This is a genomic window from Sphingobacterium tabacisoli (assembly GCF_017908035.1).
In the GTDB taxonomy this organism is placed as follows: Bacteria; Bacteroidota; Bacteroidia; order Sphingobacteriales; family Sphingobacteriaceae; genus Sphingobacterium; species Sphingobacterium tabacisoli.
The window spans coordinates 413549-434803 of the sequence record NZ_JAEQMU010000006.1 but is presented as its reverse complement, the minus strand read 5'-3'; the positions used below and the strand labels follow the sequence as shown (position 1 = coordinate 434803).

The 21255-nt window shown below is 38.7% G+C and carries 20 protein-coding genes; 4 read left to right on the top strand and 16 right to left on the bottom strand.

Annotation, left to right across the window (positions count from 1 at the left end; translation table 11 throughout):
* Nucleotides 1-460: 460 nt before the first annotated feature.
* On the bottom strand, nucleotides 461-844 hold the full coding sequence (locus tag JKG64_RS20560; protein WP_210356139.1) for an SRPBCC domain-containing protein: 384 nt from the start codon (nucleotides 842-844) through the stop codon (nucleotides 461-463).
* Nucleotides 845-938: 94 nt separating this feature from the next.
* Between JKG64_RS20560 and JKG64_RS20555 the strand changes: the two genes are divergently transcribed.
* A complete protein-coding gene (locus tag JKG64_RS20555; RefSeq protein ID WP_210356138.1) occupies nucleotides 939-2306 on the top strand; it encodes a methyltransferase RsmF C-terminal domain-like protein in 1368 nt (455 codons plus the stop codon).
* A 6-nt stretch (nucleotides 2307-2312) separates the two neighbouring features.
* On the opposite strand, the gene coaBC is transcribed toward JKG64_RS20555, so the two are convergent.
* From coaBC to JKG64_RS20540, 3 genes are read right to left on the bottom strand one after another with little or no spacing between them, the layout of a single operon-like run.
* Nucleotides 2313-3533 carry a bifunctional phosphopantothenoylcysteine decarboxylase/phosphopantothenate--cysteine ligase CoaBC gene (gene coaBC, locus JKG64_RS20550; protein WP_210356137.1) on the bottom strand — a complete coding sequence of 407 codons (1221 nt, stop codon included), beginning with the start codon at nucleotides 3531-3533 and terminating at the stop codon, nucleotides 2313-2315.
* A 13-nt stretch (nucleotides 3534-3546) separates the two neighbouring features.
* Nucleotides 3547-3876 carry a DNA-directed RNA polymerase subunit omega gene (locus tag JKG64_RS20545; protein WP_133586515.1) on the bottom strand — a complete coding sequence of 110 codons (330 nt, stop codon included), beginning with the start codon at nucleotides 3874-3876 and terminating at the stop codon, nucleotides 3547-3549.
* Between the two features lie 26 nt (nucleotides 3877-3902).
* Entirely contained in the window at nucleotides 3903-4823 is a 921-nt protein-coding gene (locus tag JKG64_RS20540) for an outer membrane protein assembly factor BamD (protein ID WP_210356136.1), read from the bottom strand.
* Nucleotides 4824-5039: 216 nt separating this feature from the next.
* Between JKG64_RS20540 and JKG64_RS20535 the strand changes: the two genes are divergently transcribed.
* Together JKG64_RS20535 and JKG64_RS20530 are read left to right on the top strand one after the other, a co-directional pair.
* Nucleotides 5040-5315, top strand: a complete 276-nt coding sequence (locus JKG64_RS20535; RefSeq protein ID WP_133586517.1) for a NifU family protein — start codon at nucleotides 5040-5042, stop codon at nucleotides 5313-5315.
* Nucleotides 5316-5384: 69 nt separating this feature from the next.
* Nucleotides 5385-6032 carry a carboxypeptidase-like regulatory domain-containing protein gene (locus tag JKG64_RS20530; protein WP_210356135.1) on the top strand — a complete coding sequence of 216 codons (648 nt, stop codon included), beginning with the start codon at nucleotides 5385-5387 and terminating at the stop codon, nucleotides 6030-6032.
* 1 nt (nucleotide 6033) lies between these two features.
* On the opposite strand, the gene JKG64_RS20525 is transcribed toward JKG64_RS20530, so the two are convergent.
* The 12 genes from JKG64_RS20525 to polA form a co-directional block, all read right to left on the bottom strand.
* A complete protein-coding gene (locus JKG64_RS20525) occupies nucleotides 6034-7284 on the bottom strand; it encodes an FtsX-like permease family protein (RefSeq protein ID WP_210356134.1) in 1251 nt (416 codons plus the stop codon).
* Nucleotides 7281-7922 carry an MBL fold metallo-hydrolase gene (locus tag JKG64_RS20520; RefSeq protein ID WP_210356133.1) on the bottom strand — a complete coding sequence of 214 codons (642 nt, stop codon included), beginning with the start codon at nucleotides 7920-7922 and terminating at the stop codon, nucleotides 7281-7283. Before JKG64_RS20520 ends, JKG64_RS20525 begins: the two co-directional genes overlap by 4 nt.
* 58 nt (nucleotides 7923-7980) lie before the next feature.
* Nucleotides 7981-8559, bottom strand: a complete 579-nt coding sequence (gene gldD, locus JKG64_RS20515) for a gliding motility lipoprotein GldD (RefSeq protein ID WP_210356132.1) — start codon at nucleotides 8557-8559, stop codon at nucleotides 7981-7983.
* Complete coding sequence (locus JKG64_RS20510; RefSeq protein WP_210356131.1) at nucleotides 8560-9309, bottom strand: shikimate dehydrogenase family protein; 750 nt, start codon at nucleotides 9307-9309, stop codon at nucleotides 8560-8562.
* A complete protein-coding gene (locus JKG64_RS20505; protein WP_210356130.1) occupies nucleotides 9306-10715 on the bottom strand; it encodes a tetratricopeptide repeat protein in 1410 nt (469 codons plus the stop codon). The genes JKG64_RS20510 and JKG64_RS20505 overlap by 4 nt, the downstream gene beginning before the upstream one ends.
* A gap of 166 nt (nucleotides 10716-10881) precedes the next feature.
* Nucleotides 10882-12318 carry an OmpA family protein gene (locus tag JKG64_RS20500; RefSeq protein WP_380892504.1) on the bottom strand — a complete coding sequence of 479 codons (1437 nt, stop codon included), beginning with the start codon at nucleotides 12316-12318 and terminating at the stop codon, nucleotides 10882-10884.
* 227 nt (nucleotides 12319-12545) lie between these two features.
* Nucleotides 12546-13556, bottom strand: coding sequence for an inorganic phosphate transporter (locus JKG64_RS20495; RefSeq protein WP_210356129.1), 1011 nt, complete (start codon nucleotides 13554-13556; stop codon nucleotides 12546-12548).
* Nucleotides 13557-13590: 34 nt separating this feature from the next.
* Nucleotides 13591-14238 (bottom strand): DUF47 domain-containing protein, encoded by a 648-nt coding sequence (locus JKG64_RS20490; RefSeq protein WP_133586525.1) that lies wholly within the window; start codon nucleotides 14236-14238, stop codon nucleotides 13591-13593.
* 72 nt (nucleotides 14239-14310) lie between these two features.
* Nucleotides 14311-15345 carry a sensor histidine kinase gene (locus JKG64_RS20485; RefSeq protein ID WP_210356128.1) on the bottom strand — a complete coding sequence of 345 codons (1035 nt, stop codon included), beginning with the start codon at nucleotides 15343-15345 and terminating at the stop codon, nucleotides 14311-14313.
* A gap of 108 nt (nucleotides 15346-15453) precedes the next feature.
* Entirely contained in the window at nucleotides 15454-16107 is a 654-nt protein-coding gene (locus tag JKG64_RS20480) for a phosphatidylserine decarboxylase family protein (protein WP_210356127.1), read from the bottom strand.
* 61 nt (nucleotides 16108-16168) lie between these two features.
* On the bottom strand, nucleotides 16169-17296 hold the full coding sequence (locus JKG64_RS20475; protein WP_210356126.1) for a toxin-antitoxin system YwqK family antitoxin: 1128 nt from the start codon (nucleotides 17294-17296) through the stop codon (nucleotides 16169-16171).
* A gap of 35 nt (nucleotides 17297-17331) precedes the next feature.
* Nucleotides 17332-20124 carry a DNA polymerase I gene (gene polA, locus JKG64_RS20470; protein ID WP_210356125.1) on the bottom strand — a complete coding sequence of 931 codons (2793 nt, stop codon included), beginning with the start codon at nucleotides 20122-20124 and terminating at the stop codon, nucleotides 17332-17334.
* 163 nt (nucleotides 20125-20287) lie between these two features.
* Between polA and rsgA the strand changes: the two genes are divergently transcribed.
* Nucleotides 20288-21208, top strand: a complete 921-nt coding sequence (gene rsgA / locus JKG64_RS20465; RefSeq protein ID WP_202104218.1) for a ribosome small subunit-dependent GTPase A — start codon at nucleotides 20288-20290, stop codon at nucleotides 21206-21208.
* Nucleotides 21209-21255 lie beyond the last annotated feature (47 nt).

Below are 21255 nucleotides of genomic sequence, written 5' to 3'. Positions count from 1 at the left end.
AACAGAGAAGTCAAGCCCGCCAGAGCCGATGGTATTGCCGTAACAGGTGGGAGAGTAGGTCGGTGCCTTTTTTAATACGAAGCCCCTTCAGGAAACTGGAGGGGCTTTTGTTTTGTGCGTACTTTTCTCAATCTATAGTATGGCGGTAATAGGTGGAAGGGTATCCGCCAGCCGGCAGACTGTTTACGAAGCCCCTAGCTAAGCCCTAGGGGCTTTTACTGTATGAATGTAGATACTCAAACTCCTTCGTCAGAATGCTATCCGGAGACCTATTCTGAACATGTATTCTAATGGATAGCTTATAAACTGTGGAACTTTCGTAAGAAATACCTATATAAGAAGTAAATGCAACCTAAAAGGAAAGATGATCTTATCGGTCGTATAAGAGGAAGGGACCTCATTGAGGACTCGTTATAGCTAATTCGAGTAATAAAGGGTTTAAGCTGGAGAAAATGTAACTCTATTCTTCTGTATAGAAGTCGATAAGGCTACCTACATATTCTTGATCCCAACCATTAACAATGTCCTCGTAGTCTTCATCAGGAATATTAATATGGTTGACTTCAAACGAGGTGCCTTTTTTGTGTTCGTGGAGTTTTATTGTGACGATAGAGGGCTCTTCCTGTTCTCCGAAGTACCATTGCTGTACAATTTTTTTAAAAGGTTCTAGTTCGATGAAATGTCCCGTAATACCTCCATCCCAAAACGAGAATTGTCCGCCTTCACGAGCATCTATTTCAACTAGGTCTCCTGTCCATAAGCGAATAGTGATATCTGTAGTCAACGCACGATAAATATCTTCTGGAGTAGTCGGAATGATGTAGTATTTCTTGAAATTCTTCATAGAAGTAAGAGCATTTAGAATAGTCAAAGATAAGACTATTAGGCTGGATTTCATTTTAGTTTTGACTTTTAGTTTTGACTTTTTATTTTTGTGCATGAGTAATAAACTCCCACCAGATTTAGTTAGACATCTCCAAGGAGATCCCCATTTTGATTATAATGCTTTTGTTAGCATTCATGATAAAGAACAAAAAACATCCTCTATACGTATTAATCCAGGGAAGAAGTTTGATTTGTCTCTGCTAGATATTGATCGAGAGATACCTTGGTGTGAAGGTGGTTTTTACCTTAATAAAAGACCTATTTTTACATTGGATCCTTTGTTTCATGCTGGATGTTATTATTCTCAGGAAGCGAGCTCAATGTTTCTTGATTTTGTTATTCGTGAGCTTAAACTGAATATCGAGCCTATACGCGCATTGGATTTATGTTCGGCTCCAGGAGGTAAGGCTACCTTGTTGAATTCTACGTTACACAAAGACAGTTTGTTGGTTGCAAATGAAATAATTAAAAGTAGGGCCTCGATACTACGCGATAATCTGGTGAAGTGGGGAAATGCGAACGTGATTGTTTCCAATAATGATCCCAGTTCTTTCTCTCGTTTACCTGGATATTTTGATTTTGCTGTTATTGATGCCCCTTGCTCAGGCTCAGGTATGTTTCATAAAGACCATGGTGCTATGGATGAATGGTCGATGGCCAATGTCAAGTTATGTAGCGAAAGGCAAAAGCGCATTATAGCGGATAGTATAGCGACTGTAAGGACTGGTGGAGTTATTTTTTATTCGACTTGCTCTTATTCAAAAGAAGAGAATGAGGATATCGTAGATTGGATGATAGATACATTCAATCTTGAGTCGATATCAGTATCGATTAACTCTTCCTGGGGTATAGAAGTTGGAAAGTCAGATAAACACGAAGCAACCTCATATCGTTTCTATCCACATAAGGTAGCAGGGGAGGGATTTTTCTGTGCAATTCTCAAGCGTAAGGGAGATGTGCCGAGTTTTTCTCTTAAGAAAGTAAAGATGGAGAAGAATGTGGCACCACAATCTCTAGCACAAGGATGGGCTAATATGGAAGGTCTTTATTCCTTTCTTTATCATGACTTATTACATATTTTTCCGAAAGTATATGAACAGGATTTAACAGCTTTACAGAAAGTGCTTTATTTGAAAAATGCTGGCACAGAAATCGGACGAGTGGTTGGCAAAGACCTGGTTCCAAGTCACGATCTTGCTTTGAGTAATCGAATTCACAAGGACATTCCGTTTCTGGATCTGGATTTAGAGGAAATGTTGACCTATCTTCGTAAAGAAAGTTTGTCGCCTTTGGTGAATAAGAAGGAGTTGAGCGGTTGGATTATTGTACGTTATGAAGGGATGGATTTAGGATGGATTAAAGCGATGCCAAATCGTATTAATAACTACTACCCTAAAGAAGTTCGCATTGCAAATCTTTAATATATCTCAAAGAGTTGAATACGCCTTATTTTGATGCTGAAGTATTAGTTCGCATATATCATTAGCTACTTCAACTTTACTCTTTAGGTTAAACTCTTCTATTTCTCCTGTTTTGGAAACAATTGTGACTTTATTTGTGTCAGTTCCAAATCCAGCCCCTTTGTCTACCAAGGAATTTAGAACAATAAAATCTAGGTTTTTACGTTCTAGCTTATCTTTTGCGTGTTCTAGTTCATTATTTGTCTCTAAAGCGAAGCCGACTAAAGTTTGCTGAGGCCTTTTATGTTGCCCTAAGAAAGCGAGGATATCTGTTGTTTTCTTGAGTTGAATTGAGAATTCTTCTTCTTTTTTCTTTATTTTCTGATGCGCAACATCTACAGGAGTATAATCTGCAACAGCAGCGCTCATGACAATTATATCTGCTGTTACAAATTCTGAGCTACTTGCTTCAAGCATTTGTTGAGCGGATTGTATATTAATAGTTTTAATTCCTGTAGGCGCAGGTAGTGCTGTAGGGCCTGATATAAGTGTTACTTTTGCTCCGAGTTCCTTCAGACGAATAGCTAGAGCATAACCCATTTTTCCTGATGAGTGATTTCCGATAAAGCGAACGGGGTCTATTGACTCATAAGTTGGCCCTGCTGTTACTAATGCCGTTTTTCCTTTTAAAGGCAAATTATCTTCTAAACTTGAAAGCAAGAATTGTATGATTTCTTCAGGTTCAGCTAGACGGCCTTCACCGACCAATCCGCTAGCAAGCTCTCCATTTCCTGGAGGAATTATAATATTCCCATAGGACTGAATGCGTGAGATATTGAATTGCGTTGCTGGATGTTTCCACATGTCTAAATCCATTGCTGGTGCTAAATAGACAGGGCATTTAGAAGAAAGGTATGTTGCTGTTAACAGATTGTCACAAATTCCGTTTGCAAATTTTGCTATTGTATTGGCCGAGGCTGGGGCAATAATCATTAGGTCAGCATCTAGGCCCAATTGTACATGATTATTCCATGAACCTGTGTTTTCTTCGTAATACTCGACGAGTACAGGTTTTTTTGAAAGCGTAGATAGTGTTAGGGGGGTGATAAATTGAGTTGCCTCTTTAGTCATTAAGACTTGAACATTGGCCCCTTCTTTGATTAGTAACCGTAATAAATAGGCAATTTTGTATGCGGCTATACTGCCGCATACACCAAGTACTATATTTTTGTCTTTTAGAGAAGACATTTTTTCAATACGATTAATCTTGCTCTTTTGAAGGATTTCTAAAATAAACTTTGTCGTTTAGAAATTCATCAATTGCAACAAGAGTTGCTTTTGGCATACGTTCGTAGTGTTTTGAGATTTCAATTTGCTCTCGGTTTTCGAAAACCTCTTCCAAATTATCATTGTTGCTAGCAAATTCTGCCAATTTGGAATTCAACTCCTCCTTCATCTCCACTCCAATTTGGTTCGCTCTTTTGCTAATTACAACTATAGATTCGTACAGGTTGTCGGTAGCTTGATCCAATTCTCTTAAATCCCTAGTAACGGTAGAGTTTGGAACGGCGTTGTTTTTTGCTTGACTCATATTTGTTGATATATTATATAAATATTCTATTTCTTAACTTGTGTTGCTGTCGCTTCTGTATTTACTTCGGTTATCCCAAGTTCTTTATTTTGATCTTCTATCTGCTTGTTGATTTCGTTCATTTTACGGATCGCGAATACAATCTTTTTGTCCGCACTCGACTTTAATCCATCTAACTCATTTCGATATTTACTTGATGGATAATGGTCAATAAACGTTTCATAATAATCAATCGCATCATTAAAGCGTTTTTCTTGTCTATTTGGATAGCTGTTGTCTGCAAATAAATACTGTGCTTTTACAATCAAGTATTCAATTTCTTCTGCAAAACGCGTGTCAGGATAATCTTTTAAAACATTCTCTAACGCAATTACCGCCGCACGATAATCATCTGACAGCCCCATATTGTAGTAAAGCTTTGCATTGTCAAAAGCTTTCTTTTCCAATTTTTCCCGGAGATTCTGAATCAGTTCTCCTGCTTCTTTAGCTCTATCGGATTCTGGGTAGTAGTTTACAAAGAGCTGTAATTCATCTATTGCTTTACGGGTATTCTCTTGATCCAAATTTGATCGAGGGGACTCAATATAGTAACAATAAGCAGCCATATATCTACACTCTTCAGCGCGTGGGCTGCTCGGGTAGATCGTAGCAAAACTTTTGAAATGATATCGAGCCGAAGTATAATCCCTTAGGCGATACGTAGCATTGGCACGGAGATAAAAAAGATCTTCCGCTTCTGCACGACCACGGTATTTTTCCGCTAAATCATCAAATAGAATTAAAGCTTTTGAGTATTTTCCTTTTTCATAAAATTTTACAGCCTCTTGATACTTCATGGCTATATTATTGCTGTTTTTCAGCTTTTCAAACTTACTTTTACAGCCGGTTAAAAAAAATACGGCGAATAAAAAAGTGATTATAACTCCTGTGCGTCTATTTAAAAACATTGTACAAAGATACGTCAATTAAAGATAATATTCAATTATATTTCAGCGCGCAATTTAATTGATTTTAATTGAGTTAGTGACATCAAAGCGCGGCTTTAACAAACTTTAACCCTTAATATGGAGCCTGTCACGATTATGCGATAAAACGTCATAGGATTTCAAAATAAGTAAATATTTGTATATCTTTACTCCACAGGAAAGAAAGTATTTAATAAAATGACCTTAAGAGAAAGAGTCGAACAAGCATTAGACACATTAAGACCTTATCTTGAAACAGATGGAGGGAATGTTAGTATTGAAGAAATTACCAGCGATAATATCGTTCGGTTGAGGCTATTGGGAGCTTGTGCCAGCTGTTCTATGAGTATTATGACGTTTAAGGCAGGATTGGAACAAGCGGTGAAAAAGGCTGTACCCGAGATTGTTGCTGTAGAAGCAATCAATATTACGGATATGGATGATCCGAATGCTACAACGCCTAACCAATTGTAACGGAATTGTTGGTTTTTGCTTAACAAATTTTAACAGGAAGGTATTTTGTGTTTAATTATTTTTGTTAGAATGCAACAATATCTAAAGTACCTATTCGTTTTATGTTTTGCCTGCTGGATACAATTTGGGGCTGCTCAAACTAAAAGTATTCTTCAGTTCAGTGGATTAATATCTTCTGTCGGATCTGAGCTACCGGTAGCTTATGTGACAATAAAAAATACATCCTACAATAATCAAACTTTTATTTCTAATAACGACGGTTATTTTTCATTTGTAGCGCACAGCGGTGATACTATACAGTTTTCTAGTGTAGGGTATGATCCAGTGACATTTGTGATACCTGTAGTCTCCGACGATAAATTTACTGCGCATATACAGATGCGTAGTTTAGTGATTGAATTGCCTGCAGTGACTCCTTTTCCTTGGGCTAGCTATGAGGACTACCTGGCGGATTTCATGGGGATGAAAGACGGCCATGATCCTGTAGCGTCGGCGCGAAACAATTTGAGTCCTGAAGCTATGGCCGCATTGGCGCGTATTGTACCTCGTAGCGCTGATGAAATTCAGAGCTTTAATTCAACGCAGAGACACATAAATATGACGAATAAGAATATAAATCAAAGATATGCCAATCCGCTGTTGAATCCATTTGGCTGGGCGCAATTGATCAATCAGATTCAAAGGGGAGACTACAGCAGACAAAAGCTAAAATATTAGGCTACTCTACTTTGTTTATATCCGTTATTCTGCCAATTTCACGTACGCTTAATCTTGACGAGAAGTATGAAACACAGGCTGATAGAATGAAGACTGTTGTAAATACAATAAAAAAATCTTGAGAGCGGATGTCTATAGGGTATACATCGATAAGTGAACCTTCCATTTCTCCTGTACGAATAAAGCCAAAGGTTTCCTGTAGTTTACAAAAAAGGTAACCTATTGCTATGCCTAGTGCGCTTCCTATAAGCGCAATTAAAATTCCTTCAATAAAGAAAATCCGTTCGACCATCGATTTTTTAGCACCAAGATGCTGTAGGATTTTCATGTCTTCTTTTTTATCAATGACTAACATGGTGAGTGAACCGATGATGTTGAAAATCGCGATGATGCCAATAAAGGTTAGTATAAAGAAGACAATCCATTTTTCTGATTTCACAGTTTTATACAAAGTCGGGTTTTGTTGTTCCCTGTTCTTAACTAGAAATTGTTCGCTAAGATCTTTTTCTAAACTTTTCTGAATTTTAGCGGTCTTGGTGACATCGTTAATGTATATTTCGATAGCAGATATTTCGTTTGGCTCTCCCAAAATGTCTCTTGCAAAACTCATCGGTACGAGGACGATGTTGTCGAATTCTGGTTGATAGGTCAGAACACCATTGACGGCGATTGTTCGTATGTTGAAGTCTTCTAGTGGGTTTAGGTTGTTGGTTGAAGCGCCTTTTCTTGGAAAGTAGAGTTCGATCTGATTATAAAATCCCGTAAGAGGAATTTGCAAATTGGATTGAATCTGGGCACCTATTAACGCATAGTCTGTTGAATCCGCCTGGATTATGAACTTACCAGAATGTAGGATCTCCTGTTGATCTTGTACAGCGAGGGCATTGGGAGAAATGCCTTTGAGTTGGCCAACAAATTGCTGATGATCATATTGAATGAGAATTTTATCTTCCAGTAATTCAACATAGTTTTTTACTTCAGGTGACGAAGAAATCTGTTTGAACACCTGGGTTTCACCAGAGAAGGTTTTCCCTTGTTTAGGTTCGATACGTAAGTCTGGCGTAGAGTTGCTATACATGGATAAGATAAACTTTTCCATACCATTGTAAAACGAAAGAACGATGACAAGAGCAGCTGTACTAACGAATACCCCTACAATACTTATTATAGAAATGATGTTTATTGCATTAACCGGTTTTTTTGAAAAAAGGTAACGGCAAGCAAATAGTAAGGGTATTTTTAATTTTCTCATCCGCGGATAAATGGATTTGTTTCTTTTTCGTACGCGATAGTAGTGGTGGGACCATGGCCTGGATAGACAATCGTTTTATCGGGTAGGGTGTATATATTTTTTTTAATGGCATTTAATAATGTTTCGTGGTCTCCCCCAGGCAGATCTGTTCGACCTATGCTATTCCTGAATAGGACATCTCCACCTATTAAAAAATCTTGTTCTGCACAGTAGAAACAAAGATGGGCAGGCGAGTGTCCGGGAGCTAGTATACAATGTAAGATATGGTCTCCGAGCATAAGTTCCTGCCCATCGACTAAGAAGGTTTCGGGGATCGGGGAGGGCTCATATCGGAATCCCATTTGTGGAGCATAGTTTTGTACAGCTACTAATACAGAAATTTCACCTTCGTGGAATAGCGGTTTAAGTCCCCATTTTTCATAAACAAAATGATTTCCAAGGACATGGTCAATATGACAATGGGTATTCAATAAGAATTGAGGCTTCAGTCCGTTTTCAGTGATGAAGGACTCTAACTGTTCTTCTTCCGTAGGTGTATGCATCCCAGGGTCAATAATCACACAGTTTTTTTTATCGTCGAAAAGGATATAAGTGTTTTCCTGATAGGGATTGAATGTGATAGTTTCTATATTAATCATAACTCAAACTTAGCTAAAAAGCATATAATTCACGAATATCTGTAGCAAAAAGCACTGTTTAGAACCACTTGCTCGTGTTGATGAGGTGCGCGATGTCCTCTTCTATAAACTTGAGGACGGGTTGTATAGAGTCTAGATGTGGTTTTTCATTGAAGTATAAAGCGCCTCGTAGGTAATGCTTGGATTTGTCCGATATGAAAAATTGATAGTTTGATGCAGTATTTCCTTGTATGTGATACTCCAGCCCATAGACATTATGTTCCGGGAGGGAGATTACCTGTTGTTCTATAGCGCTTGCCATAGCGGTATGTTTGAAAGCAAAGGTACGGGCATCTTCAGTGAGCTGTTCTAAAGTCGAGTTTGGTCCTATTTCGAAGTAACTAAGGTGTAATCTCGCATTGAATTGAGGAAAGTCTAGATTTTTCCAGCAGGGTTTTGCATTGCTGCTTTTATCCACCGCAAGATTACTGTATTTCGGTATTTCAAAGCTGTAAGGACATCCCGTTTCACGTTGTATATATATCTTTTCTGGAAATATAATTCGGTGAAATCCACGTGGTTTTGGGCTATAATCGTCGTTATTACAGCCTGTAATTGTTAGGCCTGCTAGGATTAGGAGAGTAATATTACGTATCATCTAGAAGTTATCTTTCCATATTTGCCAGTTCTTTTCAGCCTGGAGAATCAGCATTTCATGACCGTTCTTTGTTATCGCATTCTGTGACCTTCCTTTTTGTAGAAATAAAGTTTCGACAGGATTGTAGATGAGGTCGTAGAGCAGATGTCTATTGCTGATATATTCATAAGGAATTTGCGGACATTCTTCTATATTTGGAAATGTCCCGAGGGGGGTGCAGTTGACAATTATAGGGTGCGAAGAAATAAGATCTTCATTAAGTTGTTCGTAGGTAAGATGACCATTTGTTTTACTTCTGCTAACTATCGTATAAGGGATGCCTAGTTTTTCGAACGTGTAGAGTATAGCTTTTGCCGCGCCTCCATTTCCAAGAACTAGGGCTCTATTATGTTGAGGTGTTAGAAGTGGGGTCAACGATGTTTCGAAACCAAAGGCATCTGTATTGTAGCCTTTTAAAGACACCTTATCTTCACTACGATGCACTGTTATACAGTTGACTGCACCGATTTCCTTTGCTTCTATGGAAAGGTCGTCGATGAAACCCATAACAGTTTGTTTGTGAGGTATTGTAACATTAAAGCCTCTAAACCGATTGTCATTAAGAAATAAGCTAGGGAATTGATTGATGTTCTCTAGCGAATATAGATCGTAGTTTACATCGTTGATCTCCTCGTCCTCAAATTTTGATAGGTAATAGTTTTTTGAAAAAGAGTGACCTAGTGGAAACCCTATTAATCCTAGTTTTATCATGAATTTGACGTGTATTTCTTTATTATCTCCGAAATGATTTGATTTCCCTGTAGTTGTGGTAGGTAATCAAATAAAATGTTATGCTTTTCAGGCCCAAAGGCCAGTGCGAGTTCCAGAAAATTAAGCGCTTCATTGTACTGACCATTAGCGAACAAGTAAGCGACTAACCTGTAGTAGAGTTCTGCTGTGTCTGGGTTGCATTTTATTGCTTCAGACATCGTTTCTATCGCTTCCACGAATTTTTTTTGTTCGAAATAGATGGATGAAAAATCTAACCAGGCATCCATGTCTGTAGGATTGAGTTCCACTACTCTAGCATAGGCCTTTTCTGATTCTTCGACCTGACCTAGCTTGTATCTTGCATCTGCAATGGCAAACCAATAGTCTGGATTGTCGTCTTCAAGCTCTAATGCTTTTTTGTAGAAATGCAGCGATTCGAAATATCGTTCTTCAAAATCTAATGTTACCCCGATTCCAAACCAAGCGTCCGATAGGTCGCTGTCAAGTTTTACCGCTTTTTTGTAGTAATCCCTTGCGGTGTCCATTTGCTCTAATTTTTCGTAACACTCTCCCATAGCACAGTATGTGTCTGCATTGGGAGGTTCATATTCGAAGGTTTGTTTGTATACGAGTATTGCTTCAGAGTATTTGTCAAGGTTTACAAGTGCATTCCCTTTATTAAAATATGCTGATGCAAAATTTTCTTTTATAAGAATCGAGTAATCATAGGCGTCTATAGCTTCCTCAAATCTGGACATTTTGTGGTATGCATTCCCTAGGTTATACCAAGCGATGAATGAATATGGATCTCTGTCTATAAACTCGTTATAAAATGAAATACTCTCCTCTTGTCTGTCTAGTATGTCGTAACAGAAAGCTAGCTCGTATAATGCATCTTGATTTTCTAAATTAGCTTCGAGTGTTTTTTTGAGATAATGCACAGCCTTTTCATAAGCCCCTTGTATTTGATATAGCCCCGCAAGCTGATAGTATACATCTTCTTTGTTTTCTACGCTGTTTAAAGCGTTAAGCATTGCTTCTTCAGCTTCCTGATATTTACCGGTAGAAGCCAAAATAGATCCTCTCACGAGCTGAATATCTCCGTCAGAGGGTTCTAGTAGCTCTGCTTTGAGGAGTGCTTCTAGTGCTTTTTCATATTGTTGTACAGAAGCCAAAAGCTGCGCTTTTTTTAAGAAGAAGGATGTCTCAAAAGGGTGCTGACTGCTTGCAAAATCGATAACCTGTAATGCCTTTAATGGGTCATTTTTTTCGGTATAGTAATCAATAATACTATCAAAAGCTGCCGAGTCAAAGAAATACTGGTCGTCATTCCGAATCATTTCCTCATAACGATTTACAGATTCCTTTTGCTCCTCCGGCGATCCAAACTCAAATTCCTCTTCCATATCGTAACTATTTATTGAAAAATACGCTTTTTAAACCAAACCAGTCCAAATTTCTTTTCCACATATTAACATCAGAGTGCAAAAAAGTGAAAAGGTTTAACATAAACAAAGCCGTCCCGAATTTCGGGACGGCTTATTATACTTAATAATTATACGTTATGTATGATTATTTTTTGATCTCAACACGACGGTTTTGAACACGACCAGCTTCAGTTGCGTTAGATGCAATTGGATTTGCTTCTCCGTAACCGTTAGCATTGATGCTAGATGCAGATACACCAGCATTTACTAAGTATTGTTTTACCGCGTTAGCACGATCTTTAGATAAACTTACGTTGTAAGCTTCAGAACCTTCTGAAGATGCATAACCGTCTAAAGTAACTGATGATTTAGCATCACGGATTTCTTTAGCTAATTTATCTAATGTACCGTATGATTCAGTTTTCAATACTGAGCTATCAAACTCGAATTGAATAGGAGCGTAGTAAGCACCTGTAGTAGCACCTGGAGCTACAACTTGCTCAGGGAATTTGATAGGACATCCAGAACCATCAACTACTGTACCAGCAGGAGTGTTAGGACATTTGTCAAATTTATCTGGCACACCGTCACCATCTGAATCTTTTCCTAAAGCATCAACAGTACCTTCTAATGAAGAAACGCGTTGTTTTAATGCTTCAACTTCGTTACGTAAAGATGGGTCTCTCAACTCATCATACATAGTAGCAACTGGATTAGCAAAAGTCAAGTTTTGTTTGTCTTTTGAACCTAATGTAAACTCTAGACCACCATATACGTTAGCAAAACGTTGTTTAGAATCTCCGTGTCTGTTTGGTCCGTATAATAATGCCTCATCAGTGAAGTTCATTGTGTAACCTAAGTTCAAGGCAACAACTTCAGATAATTTGAATTTAGCACCAACACCAACAGGAACGATCATACCTAGACGGTCTTTTCTATCTCCTTTGTGCTCTCTGTCTCCAAAAATATCATCACCCCATTTGTCTTTGTTGTTGTAAACTTCGCCACCACCAAATTCGTTGTTTGCGAATTGAACTGGGTTGTAAGCGAAAGCTCCTAAACCTACTTTAGCGTAGAAGTTAACAGCATTTTCTCTTCTCAAGAAGTCGATAGTTCCTAATTGGAATACACCGTTTAAGCTAGCTGCCCAGTTTACAGAAGTTTCAACAGACTTCGCTGTACCTGCTCCAGTAGCACCAGAACCAGCTTCGAAAGCGTTGTTTTTGTTGAAAGATTTGATTTTACCACGGTTAGCTTCAACCTCTAAACCAAATAGGTGAGAGAATTGCTTGCGAACAGTCAAACCATAGTACTCACCTACTTTATTTTGGAAGTAACCTACTTTTTGACCAAAAGCATTGTTACCACCGATTAAAGTGTTAGGCGTAGTGATACCACCTTGTACTCCGATAGACCAAGTTCTGTATTGTGATCTACCACCAAATACAGTTGGAGTTTGAGCTTGAGCAGTTTCAGCAAAACCTAAAGCGGCTACTAAAGAAGCTGCAACAGCTGTTTTTTTAATTGTAGAATAGTTCATACTCTTTTGTTTAAGGTTATTAAAATTTTTAATTGTTCTCATTTTTAACATAACTTAACAATAACGGTGCCAAAAAAATAAATTACAATGAAAATTAATTTTTGCCCCCGTCCCTTGTTAAATAATAGGTAAAATTACTTATTTGTCTGTTATATAGCAAATATTTCACTCAAATTTGTTTGTCATTCGATAAAAAAAGAAAGGTAATGTAGCTTTTGCGCTACATTACCTAACATATTCTGTTCAAAATGATTGCAAAAATCAGACTATTAAAGTATATAGTGTATAATGGCTAAGGTCAAGCCACCTAAGATAGCACTTACCGGAATAGTCAATATCCACGCCCATAGCAAGCTTATCGTCACACCCCACCGTACAGCGGAGACTCTTTTTACCACTCCGACCCCAATAATGGCTCCTGTGATAGTATGTGTTGTGGATGCCGGTATACCAAAATGCTCTGTAATTCCTAGTGTCACTGCACCAGCTGTTTCAGCACTGACTCCTTCCAGTGGTGTCACTTTCGTAATCTTTGTGCCCATTGTTTTTACAATTTTCCACCCGCCACTCATGGTACCTGCTGCAATTGCAACATAACAAGAAAGTGGAACCCATTCCGGCATCTCCTCAAAACTTCCGATTACACCCTGTGCTATCAATGCGGTTGCGATTATTCCCATTACTTTTTGTGCATCATTTCCACCATGAGCAAAACTCAAACCTGCAGAAGAGACCAGTTGTAAAAATTTAAACCAGCGCTCCGCAACGCTAGGCCTTGTTTTTTTGCAGATGTTGATAATGATAAGTGTTACTATAATGGCTATCGTCATACCAATTACGGGAGCTAGTACAATAAAAGATAGAATTTTTAAAGTAGCTCCTAGGTTTATAGCTTCTATTGGATTTGCTCCAAGAAATAAGGCGTAGGCCATTCCAGATCCTGCAAATCCACCAATTAAGGTATGCGATGAAGAAGAAGGTATGCCGTAATACCATGTAAATAGATTCCAGGATATGGCTGCGACAAGTCCAGCAAATATTACTTCTAACGTGATATATTCATCTATAACTGTCTTTGCTATCGTGTTGGCTACCTTATGGTCTGTAAATACAAAGTATGCAACAAAATTGAATAGAGCGGCCCAGAGTACAGCTACAAAGGGCGTCAACACTTTTGTCGATACGATAGTTGCAATTGAATTGGCTGCATCGTGAAAACCATTGATATAATCAAAAGCTATTGCCAGCACGATAACAACAACTAATAAAGTCGTAATCATAATAAATTAATTATGTATAGTTAGCGTGTCACCATTAGGCGTTTTTAACAAGGATACTTTCCAGTACATTTGCCACATCCTCACATTTGTCGGTTGCGTCTTCCATTGCGGATAAAACTTCTTTTTGTTTGATAAGAGATATTGCATCTTTTTCATACTCGAAAAGATCTGCAACAGCTTTATCAAAAATATAGTCAGCTTTGTTTTCAACACTGTTGATGCGCACACAAGAGTCCGTGATATTACGAATGTTTTTCAAGTCCTTTAATTCGAACAAAGCTTTGGCAACATGCTCAGTTGCTTCTAGAATCAAAGCCGTGATTTCGATCATCGGTTGAGTCGGTTGCTCCACATTATATAGTTGCATCCTATTGGAGGCTCCATGTATAAAATCAGCTACGTCATCAAGAGAGCTCGCTAAGGCATGTATGTCTTCGCGGTCAAAAGGAGTAATAAAATTACGGCCAAGTTCTAAATGTATCTGGTGGGTGATGTTATCACCAACATGCTCCAGGTCTTCAAGCTTTTTAGAAAGCTCTTTTCTTTCTTCTAGATTAGTGCTATTTACCGAGATATTTAACAGCTTCGCCATTTCAATAAGGTTAGCGCCAGCCTGCTCAAACAGAGGGAAGAATTTTTTGTCCTTTGGGACAAAGTACTGAAAAATGCTATTTAAAGACATAATACTTTTATTTTGATGCAAAAGTATAATCTTAATGTTAAGTTAATGTTAAGTTTGATAAAGATTGGCCAATTAAATGTTCTTTGATTTGGATAGTGTAAAGCCAAAGGTAGTGCCTATTCCTTCTGTACTGCGCACATTAACGGTTTGTTGATGTGCTTCCAATATATGTTTGACAATAGAAAGACCAAGACCAGATCCTCCAATGTCACGAGATCTACTTTTGTCCGTTCGGAAGAAGCGCTCAAATACACGAGGCAGATTTTTTTCCTCTATACCATAGCCGTTGTCTGTTACTTCAATTAATATTTGATCCAGAAGAGGGAATATACTAACAGTCGTTTTTCCTCCGTTCTTCCCGTATTTCAAAGAATTGTCAATTAGATTGATTAAGACTTGCTGTATTTTCAGTCGATCGCCCTTTACTTGAATTGCTTGGTTCGACTTTGTGTTAAATACAATCTTGATGTTATGTCTATTAGCTTTATCAATTAGATGATCAATGGTTTCGTGGATCAATTCGACGATATCGAATTTTTGAATATTGAGGGATATTTTTCCTGATTCCAATTTAGAAATTTCATCCAGATCATTGATTAGGTAGGTGAGACGGTCAATATTTTTTGCGGCTTTGTCTAAAAATACCAATGCCATATCCGGATCGTCTGCAATCATTCCATCCTGTAACGTTTCTATATATCCTTGTATAGCAAAGAGAGGCGTTTTGAACTCATGCGAAATATTTGACAAAAATTCCCTTCGGAATTTTTCCTGGGCTTTAAGTTGGTCGATTTCTGTAGACTTTTGTTTTGCCCAGTCCCTAACTTCCTGTTCTGCTCCCTTTATAGGGTCATCGCTGGCGTGCTCAGCAAGCACTTCTTTCATATCCTTGCCTAGTTTTAGGCTACGGATTAGTTTGTATATATTACTAATCCGGTTGTTGATATATTGATGTAATACATTGTTAAGGATTATGAACGAGACTACAAAAGATACCGCTAGTAGTATGAAAAAGTGATTCCAACTCCTTTCATAATACATGCTTACCAGAGCTACAGTCAGGGAAATTACTAAAGAGATGTAAAAAACGAGTAGCCTGAAATTCATAAAGACCTTTTATATTAATTAATGTTCAATTGTAACAAAAATTGGTCTATGAAGCATTATCTAGACTGTTACATGGCTAAAAATAGGTATATTAATGTTAATTTAATATTAAAACCTAGCGATAACAGTTTTTCCTCCGACGACCTTGTCACCGATGGCTACATCGATTTTCGTTCCTAGGGGTAAGAAAAGATCCACACGTGAACCAAATTTAATGAAACCAAACTCTTCACCTTGTTGAACAGCTTGATTTTCTTTTACATACCATACTATTCGACGCGCTAGCGCACCGGCAATCTGACGGAATAATACCTCCACGCCATTTGCTTTTTTAACAACCACTGTCGTGCGTTCATTTTCTGTAGATGACTTTGGATGCCATGCTACCAAAAACTTTCCGGGGTGGTATTTGAAAAAAGATACTATACCAGAGACGGGGTTCCTGTTTACGTGTACATTTATTGGTGACATAAAAATGGAAACCTGGATTCGTCTATCATTAAAATATTCAGTTTCTTCCGTTTCTTCGATTACAACCACCTTGCCATCAGCGGGACACAAAACAACATTTTCGTCGGTTTGAATCTTCTTAATTGGGCTCCTAAAAAATTGTACGATGGTAACGAATAAAAAGGCCGAAACAAGATACAAGAACCATTTTATGATAAGATTGGCATCATAATAATTTGCAACAGCATTGATGATGAATATAAATAGAACAACTAACGCTAAACTGGTATATCCTTCTTTGTGAAATTTCATGGTCAATCTTTATTTTAAAGCTCTTTTATTTTGCAAACATAGATAAATTCAAGTAAATATCCTACAAACCCTTTTCGCGTTGTATCTGTACAGGAGATATGTGTATTGTACCGCCCTGAGACTGTATTACAAATTTTATCGTAAGTATATCCGAGATAGGGCTGTTTTGTTCATATGAAGGGAGGTAATACCCGATTTGGTTAATCATCTGATTGAAATGAAACCGTTCTTCCTTGGAGAAAGATGCGATGTTTTCCAATTTTGCAGAAGAAGGAACACCAGTTTTCGAAACGTTGACAACGTAGGTTATTTCCTTCTGCACATCCTGATTATTGGAATAACCGGCCTCGCTTAAGTACTTCGTAAATTTGTTTGCGATAAAAATATTAAATCCCGTAAATTCATCAAATGAGCATCTTTTACTGAGCATGAATTCTGCCCGAGGAAAATAATCATTGGGTGTAAATACAAAATCCTCTTCTGCAATGAGCAAGTGCTCAAATCCCTCTTCAAAATTCTTACCATTTAAACGGCCATTCTCATATTGTTCAATACATAAAAGGTGTGTATCCCGCCGTTTTCTCTCATCCACGAACGATATGTACCATATGCCATCCGGTTGTCCATTTTTTACTTTTCCCTGCCGGTTGAATTTTGTATATCCGTGGTCTGTAAAGCCGACAATAGGAAGGTCGATGTCGTATTTTCCTTCTCCGTCCTTGACCAATTGGTTTCCTTCTCTATTCCAGTATTGATTTATATAAAAGTCGTTTGGGGTTATGGTGATAAAAAGCATTGGTTTGCCATCCGGATAATAGTACTTCCAAGAACCCGAGGGCGCATCATTTATAAAGTTTGTTTCCCATTTGAGGGCTCCATTGGGATGGAATGCTTTAAATTCCCCCTGCTTTTTGCCCTCTTGGTAATGTCCTGTTAGGATTAGGCGACCGTTAAGGTCAAAATCTTTAAATCCCCCCTCAAATTTGTTCGTTTTTTTATCGAAAGCAGATACCCGTTCAAAATATTTGAATTCACAGTTTTTGTCGACCAGAAAATAGTTCTGATCAAAATAGAAGCGCATCATATTATTAGGTGCGTCTTCGAAATATAATGACCTGTTGTCTTGTGCGTTAATCCCTTGTAAAAGGATAGTGCACAAAAGCGTAATCAAATAAGCTGTTTTTTTCATCCCTCTTCCTTTAAATATTCTTTTTCTGAATCGATCTAATGAGCCGCAAGCCAATTCGGCCCCTCGCCAATTTCGACTTCAATCGGTACACGAAGTTCAATAGCTTTGGTCATGCGCTCCGTTATAATCTGCTTGAATGCATCGATCTCATGCTTAGGTACGTCAAATACAAGTTCGTCATGAACCTGCATGATCATCTTTCCAATTAGCTTCTGATCTTCAATATCCTTTTGAATGCGTATCATGGCAATCTTAATCATGTCAGCCGCAGAGCCCTGTATTGGAGCGTTTATCGCGTTACGCTCCGCAAATCCTCTCACCGTCATATTTGCCGAGTTGATGTCCCTTAAATAGCGTCTTCGTTTTAGGATAGTTTCTGCATAACCTTTTTCCTTTGCAGACTCTACTGCTTTGGACATATAATTTTTGATTCCTTTGTACTGCGTGAAATATTGGTCGATAATCTCTGCCGCTTCCTTACGGGATATGCCCAGATTTTGAGAGAGTCCAAAAGCTGACTGGCCATATATAATCCCAAAGTTGACAGCCTTTGCATTTCGACGTTGATCCGAGGTTACTTCCTCAAGTGGTACACCGTATACTCTAGCCGCTGTTGCTTTATGGATATCGTGTCCTAATGTAAATGCCTCCAGCATATTTTCATCTTGACTTAATTCAGCCATAATTCGGAGTTCGATCTGCGAATAATCGGCAGATAGGATGATGTGGTCTTCCGATCGAGGCACAAATGCCTTACGTACTTCGCGACCTTTTTCTGTCCGTATAGGTATGTTTTGCAAGTTCGGATTGGTCGAGCTTAAACGTCCCGTAGCAGCTACAGCCTGATTATAGGAGGTGTGTATTAGTCCTGTTTCTGGGTTTATTAGATTGGGTAGTGCGTCTACATAAGTAGATTTTAGCTTCTGATACTGTCTAAAATCCAAAATGTCCTGCACGATATCAGATTTATGCGCTAGCGCTAGTAAGACCTCTTCTCCGGTCTTATACTGCCCCGTTTTTGTCTTTTTGGCTTTCGGATCCAGTTGCAGTTTATCAAATAAAACCTCGCCGAGCTGTTTGGGCGAAGCAATATTGAACTGTACACCCGTTTTCTCATAAATACGTTGTTCTAGCGTTGCAATGTCTGTCTCTAAGGATTGTGAGAATACTTTTAGTGTGTCAATATTAATCTTAACACCATTTTTTTCCATTTCCGAAAGGACATATACCAAAGGGAATTCCACTTTCTCTGCAAGCTCTTGAGTTGCTGTTTCAGACAAGAGTGGAGCAAATGTTTCGTATAGCTGCCAGGTGATATCCGCATCCTCAGCTGCGTATTCCTTCGCCTGCTCCACGGGTACATCGCGCATATTGCCTTGGTTTTTTCCTTTATTGCCGATGAGCTCTGTTATGGAAATCGGTGTGTAGCCTAGGTAGGTTTCCGCTAGGATATCCATGCCATGGCGTGTATCAGGATCAATTAGATAATGTGCTAGCATCGTATCGAACAGGTCGCCTTGTACTGTGATATTATATCGCGAAAGGAGCAGAATGTCATATTTGAGATTCTGTCCGATTTTTTGAATAGCACTGTTTTCAAATACAGTTTTAAAATGGGCCACGATGTCCAAAGCCTGTTCTCTATCAGAAGGAGTCGGCACATAGTAGGCTTTCCCTTTTTCAAAGGAGAAAGATAGGCCCACAATATCCGCTAATAGGGGATCTACACCAGTGGACTCCGTATCGAAGCATATTTTTTGTTGTTTGGATAGCGCTGCTACCAGATCTTTGATATCTTCGGCACTTTCTACCAGGATGTAGGTGTGGTCGGTGTCTTTAATCGTGCTATTGGGACCGACTGAAGGTGCAGAAGTGTTATCTTCTACTAGCATTGGTTCACTCGCAAAGAGGTCCATTTGTCCTGACGTTGCTTTTGATGTGGCATCTCCAACAGAGAATTCTTCACCAAAGACGCGTTTGCCCAGTGTCCTGAATTCTAGTTCTGCAAATAACGGTTCGAGAATATCTTTATTTGGAGGTTGTACCTGTAGTTGTTCTTCGTCCAGCTTTACGGGAACATCCAAAAGAATTGTAGCCAGCTTTTTAGAAATTAATCCTTGCTCAGCGTAATTGATTACATTTTCTTTCTGTTTTCCTTTCAGTTTATCTGAATTGGCAATAATGCCTTCAACACTACCAAACTCTTGTATCAGTTTCTTAGCCGTCTTTTCGCCAATCCCAGGTATCCCAGGTATGTTATCTACGGCATCTCCCCAGAGTCCCAGAATATCGATTACCTGAGATACGTCAGTTATTTCCCATTTCTCCAGTATTTCTGGGACACCTTGTACTTCCGCACCATTCCCCATTCGGGCAGGCTTATAAATAAAGATGTTCTCCGAAACGAGTTGCCCAAAGTCTTTATCTGGTGTCATACAGTATACTGTGAATCCTTCTTTTTCAGCTTCCTTGGCAAGGGTGCCTATGATATCGTCTGCCTCATAACCATCTTTTGTAATCAGAGGGATATTAAAACCCTCAATCAATTTAAATACATACGGTATCGATTTAGAAAGATCCTCCGGCATCTCTTGGCGGTTTGCTTTATACGCTTCAAACTCAATATGCCGGTTTGTTGGCGCAGCTGTATCAAACACAACAGCAATATGGCTTGGGTTTTGGTTTTTTAAAACATCTAGTAAAGTGTTTGTAAAACCCATTATAGCGCCGGTATTGAGTCCGTATGAAGTTAACCTAGGAACTTTGTTGAGTGCAAAGTACGCTCTGTAGATAAGAGCCATCCCGTCCAAAAGAAAAAGTTTTTTCACAAATAATATGTTTACGTGTACTAGACAAAGGTAGTAAAACCTTCATCAACTACCTACATTTAGGAGAAGGAAAGAGCGAAGACAATAAGCTGTAATATTGATATTTTTTGCGACTTTTGTGGAGATTGGGATTATTACTTAATAAAATAAGCATTAATAGGAAATGAGAGGTTTGGTGACAAAGTCAACCGGTAGTTGGTATCAGGTGTTAGGAGACGATGGTGTTTCTTATGATTGCCGTATCAAGGGCAAATTCAGAACAAAAGGGATAAAAACCACGAATCCTGTTGCTGTAGGCGATTGGGTGGGCTTTGATGTCGAGTCTTCTGGCGAGAATGGTATTATTACAACGTTGGAACCGCGTAAAAACTATATTATCCGGAGGTCAGTCAATCTCTCCAAGCAGACACAGATTTTGGGAGCCAATTTGGATCAGGCCATTTTGGTGGTGACCTTAGCATCCCCGCCGACTTCTCTAGGGTTTATTGACCGATTCCTGGTGACAGCTGAGGCGTATGGAATTCCAGCTATACTTGTCTTTAATAAGTTAGATCTCTTTAGTGAAGAGGGTAAAGAGATCTTACAACAGTATAAAGCGATTTATGAAAATATAGGTTACCCCTGTTATGATGTTTCCGCACTAGAAGGGACACACGTCGATGTGCTGCAGGATGTGCTGAAAGATAAAATTACGTTGGTTTCAGGGCATTCCGGAGTAGGAAAATCTACATTAATCAATCGACTTGTGCCTGGATTGGAGCTACGTACAGGGCGTATTTCTGATTGGTCTGACAAAGGAAAACATACCACCACATTTGCTGAGATGATTGATCTACCTTTTGGGGGCAAGCTGATTGACACCCCAGGTATCCGTGAGCTAGGTATCGTCGATATTGAAAAGACGGAGTTGTCACATTTCTTTCCCGAGATGAGGTACTATCTCAATAAGTGCAGATTTAATAATTGCCGTCATATCAATGAACCTGGTTGTGTTGTTTTGGATGCTGTCGAACAGGGTGACATCGAAGAGTCACGTTATGAGAGTTATCTGAGTATGTACGCCAACGAAGACAATCGCAGTTAATAGCGCGTATCTGAGAAAAAACAAAATACGTCCTCGGTTGTTTTTTT

Bases quoted from the DNA above. Each gene is read 5' to 3' on its own strand.
- JKG64_RS20560 (WP_210356139.1), bottom strand. From the start codon at position 844: ATGAAGAATTTCAAGAAATACTACATCATTCCGACTACTCCAGAAGAT.
- JKG64_RS20555 (WP_210356138.1), top strand. From the start codon at position 939: ATGAGTAATAAACTCCCACCAGATTTAGTTAGACATCTCCAAGGAGAT.
- coaBC (WP_210356137.1), bottom strand. From the start codon at position 3,533: ATGTCTTCTCTAAAAGACAAAAATATAGTACTTGGTGTATGCGGCAGT.
- JKG64_RS20545 (WP_133586515.1), bottom strand. From the start codon at position 3,876: ATGAGTCAAGCAAAAAACAACGCCGTTCCAAACTCTACCGTTACTAGG.
- JKG64_RS20540 (WP_210356136.1), bottom strand. From the start codon at position 4,823: ATGTTTTTAAATAGACGCACAGGAGTTATAATCACTTTTTTATTCGCC.
- JKG64_RS20535 (WP_133586517.1), top strand. From the start codon at position 5,040: ATGACCTTAAGAGAAAGAGTCGAACAAGCATTAGACACATTAAGACCT.
- JKG64_RS20530 (WP_210356135.1), top strand. From the start codon at position 5,385: ATGCAACAATATCTAAAGTACCTATTCGTTTTATGTTTTGCCTGCTGG.
- JKG64_RS20525 (WP_210356134.1), bottom strand. From the start codon at position 7,284: ATGAGAAAATTAAAAATACCCTTACTATTTGCTTGCCGTTACCTTTTT.
- JKG64_RS20520 (WP_210356133.1), bottom strand. From the start codon at position 7,922: ATGATTAATATAGAAACTATCACATTCAATCCCTATCAGGAAAACACT.
- gldD (WP_210356132.1), bottom strand. From the start codon at position 8,559: ATGATACGTAATATTACTCTCCTAATCCTAGCAGGCCTAACAATTACA.
- JKG64_RS20510 (WP_210356131.1), bottom strand. From the start codon at position 9,309: ATGATAAAACTAGGATTAATAGGGTTTCCACTAGGTCACTCTTTTTCA.
- JKG64_RS20505 (WP_210356130.1), bottom strand. From the start codon at position 10,715: ATGGAAGAGGAATTTGAGTTTGGATCGCCGGAGGAGCAAAAGGAATCT.
- JKG64_RS20500 (WP_380892504.1), bottom strand. From the start codon at position 12,318: ATGAGAACAATTAAAAATTTTAATAACCTTAAACAAAAGAGTATGAAC.
- JKG64_RS20495 (WP_210356129.1), bottom strand. From the start codon at position 13,556: ATGATTACGACTTTATTAGTTGTTGTTATCGTGCTGGCAATAGCTTTT.
- JKG64_RS20490 (WP_133586525.1), bottom strand. From the start codon at position 14,238: ATGTCTTTAAATAGCATTTTTCAGTACTTTGTCCCAAAGGACAAAAAA.
- JKG64_RS20485 (WP_210356128.1), bottom strand. From the start codon at position 15,345: ATGAATTTCAGGCTACTCGTTTTTTACATCTCTTTAGTAATTTCCCTG.
- JKG64_RS20480 (WP_210356127.1), bottom strand. From the start codon at position 16,107: ATGAAATTTCACAAAGAAGGATATACCAGTTTAGCGTTAGTTGTTCTA.
- JKG64_RS20475 (WP_210356126.1), bottom strand. From the start codon at position 17,296: ATGAAAAAAACAGCTTATTTGATTACGCTTTTGTGCACTATCCTTTTA.
- rsgA (WP_202104218.1), top strand. From the start codon at position 20,288: ATGAGAGGTTTGGTGACAAAGTCAACCGGTAGTTGGTATCAGGTGTTA.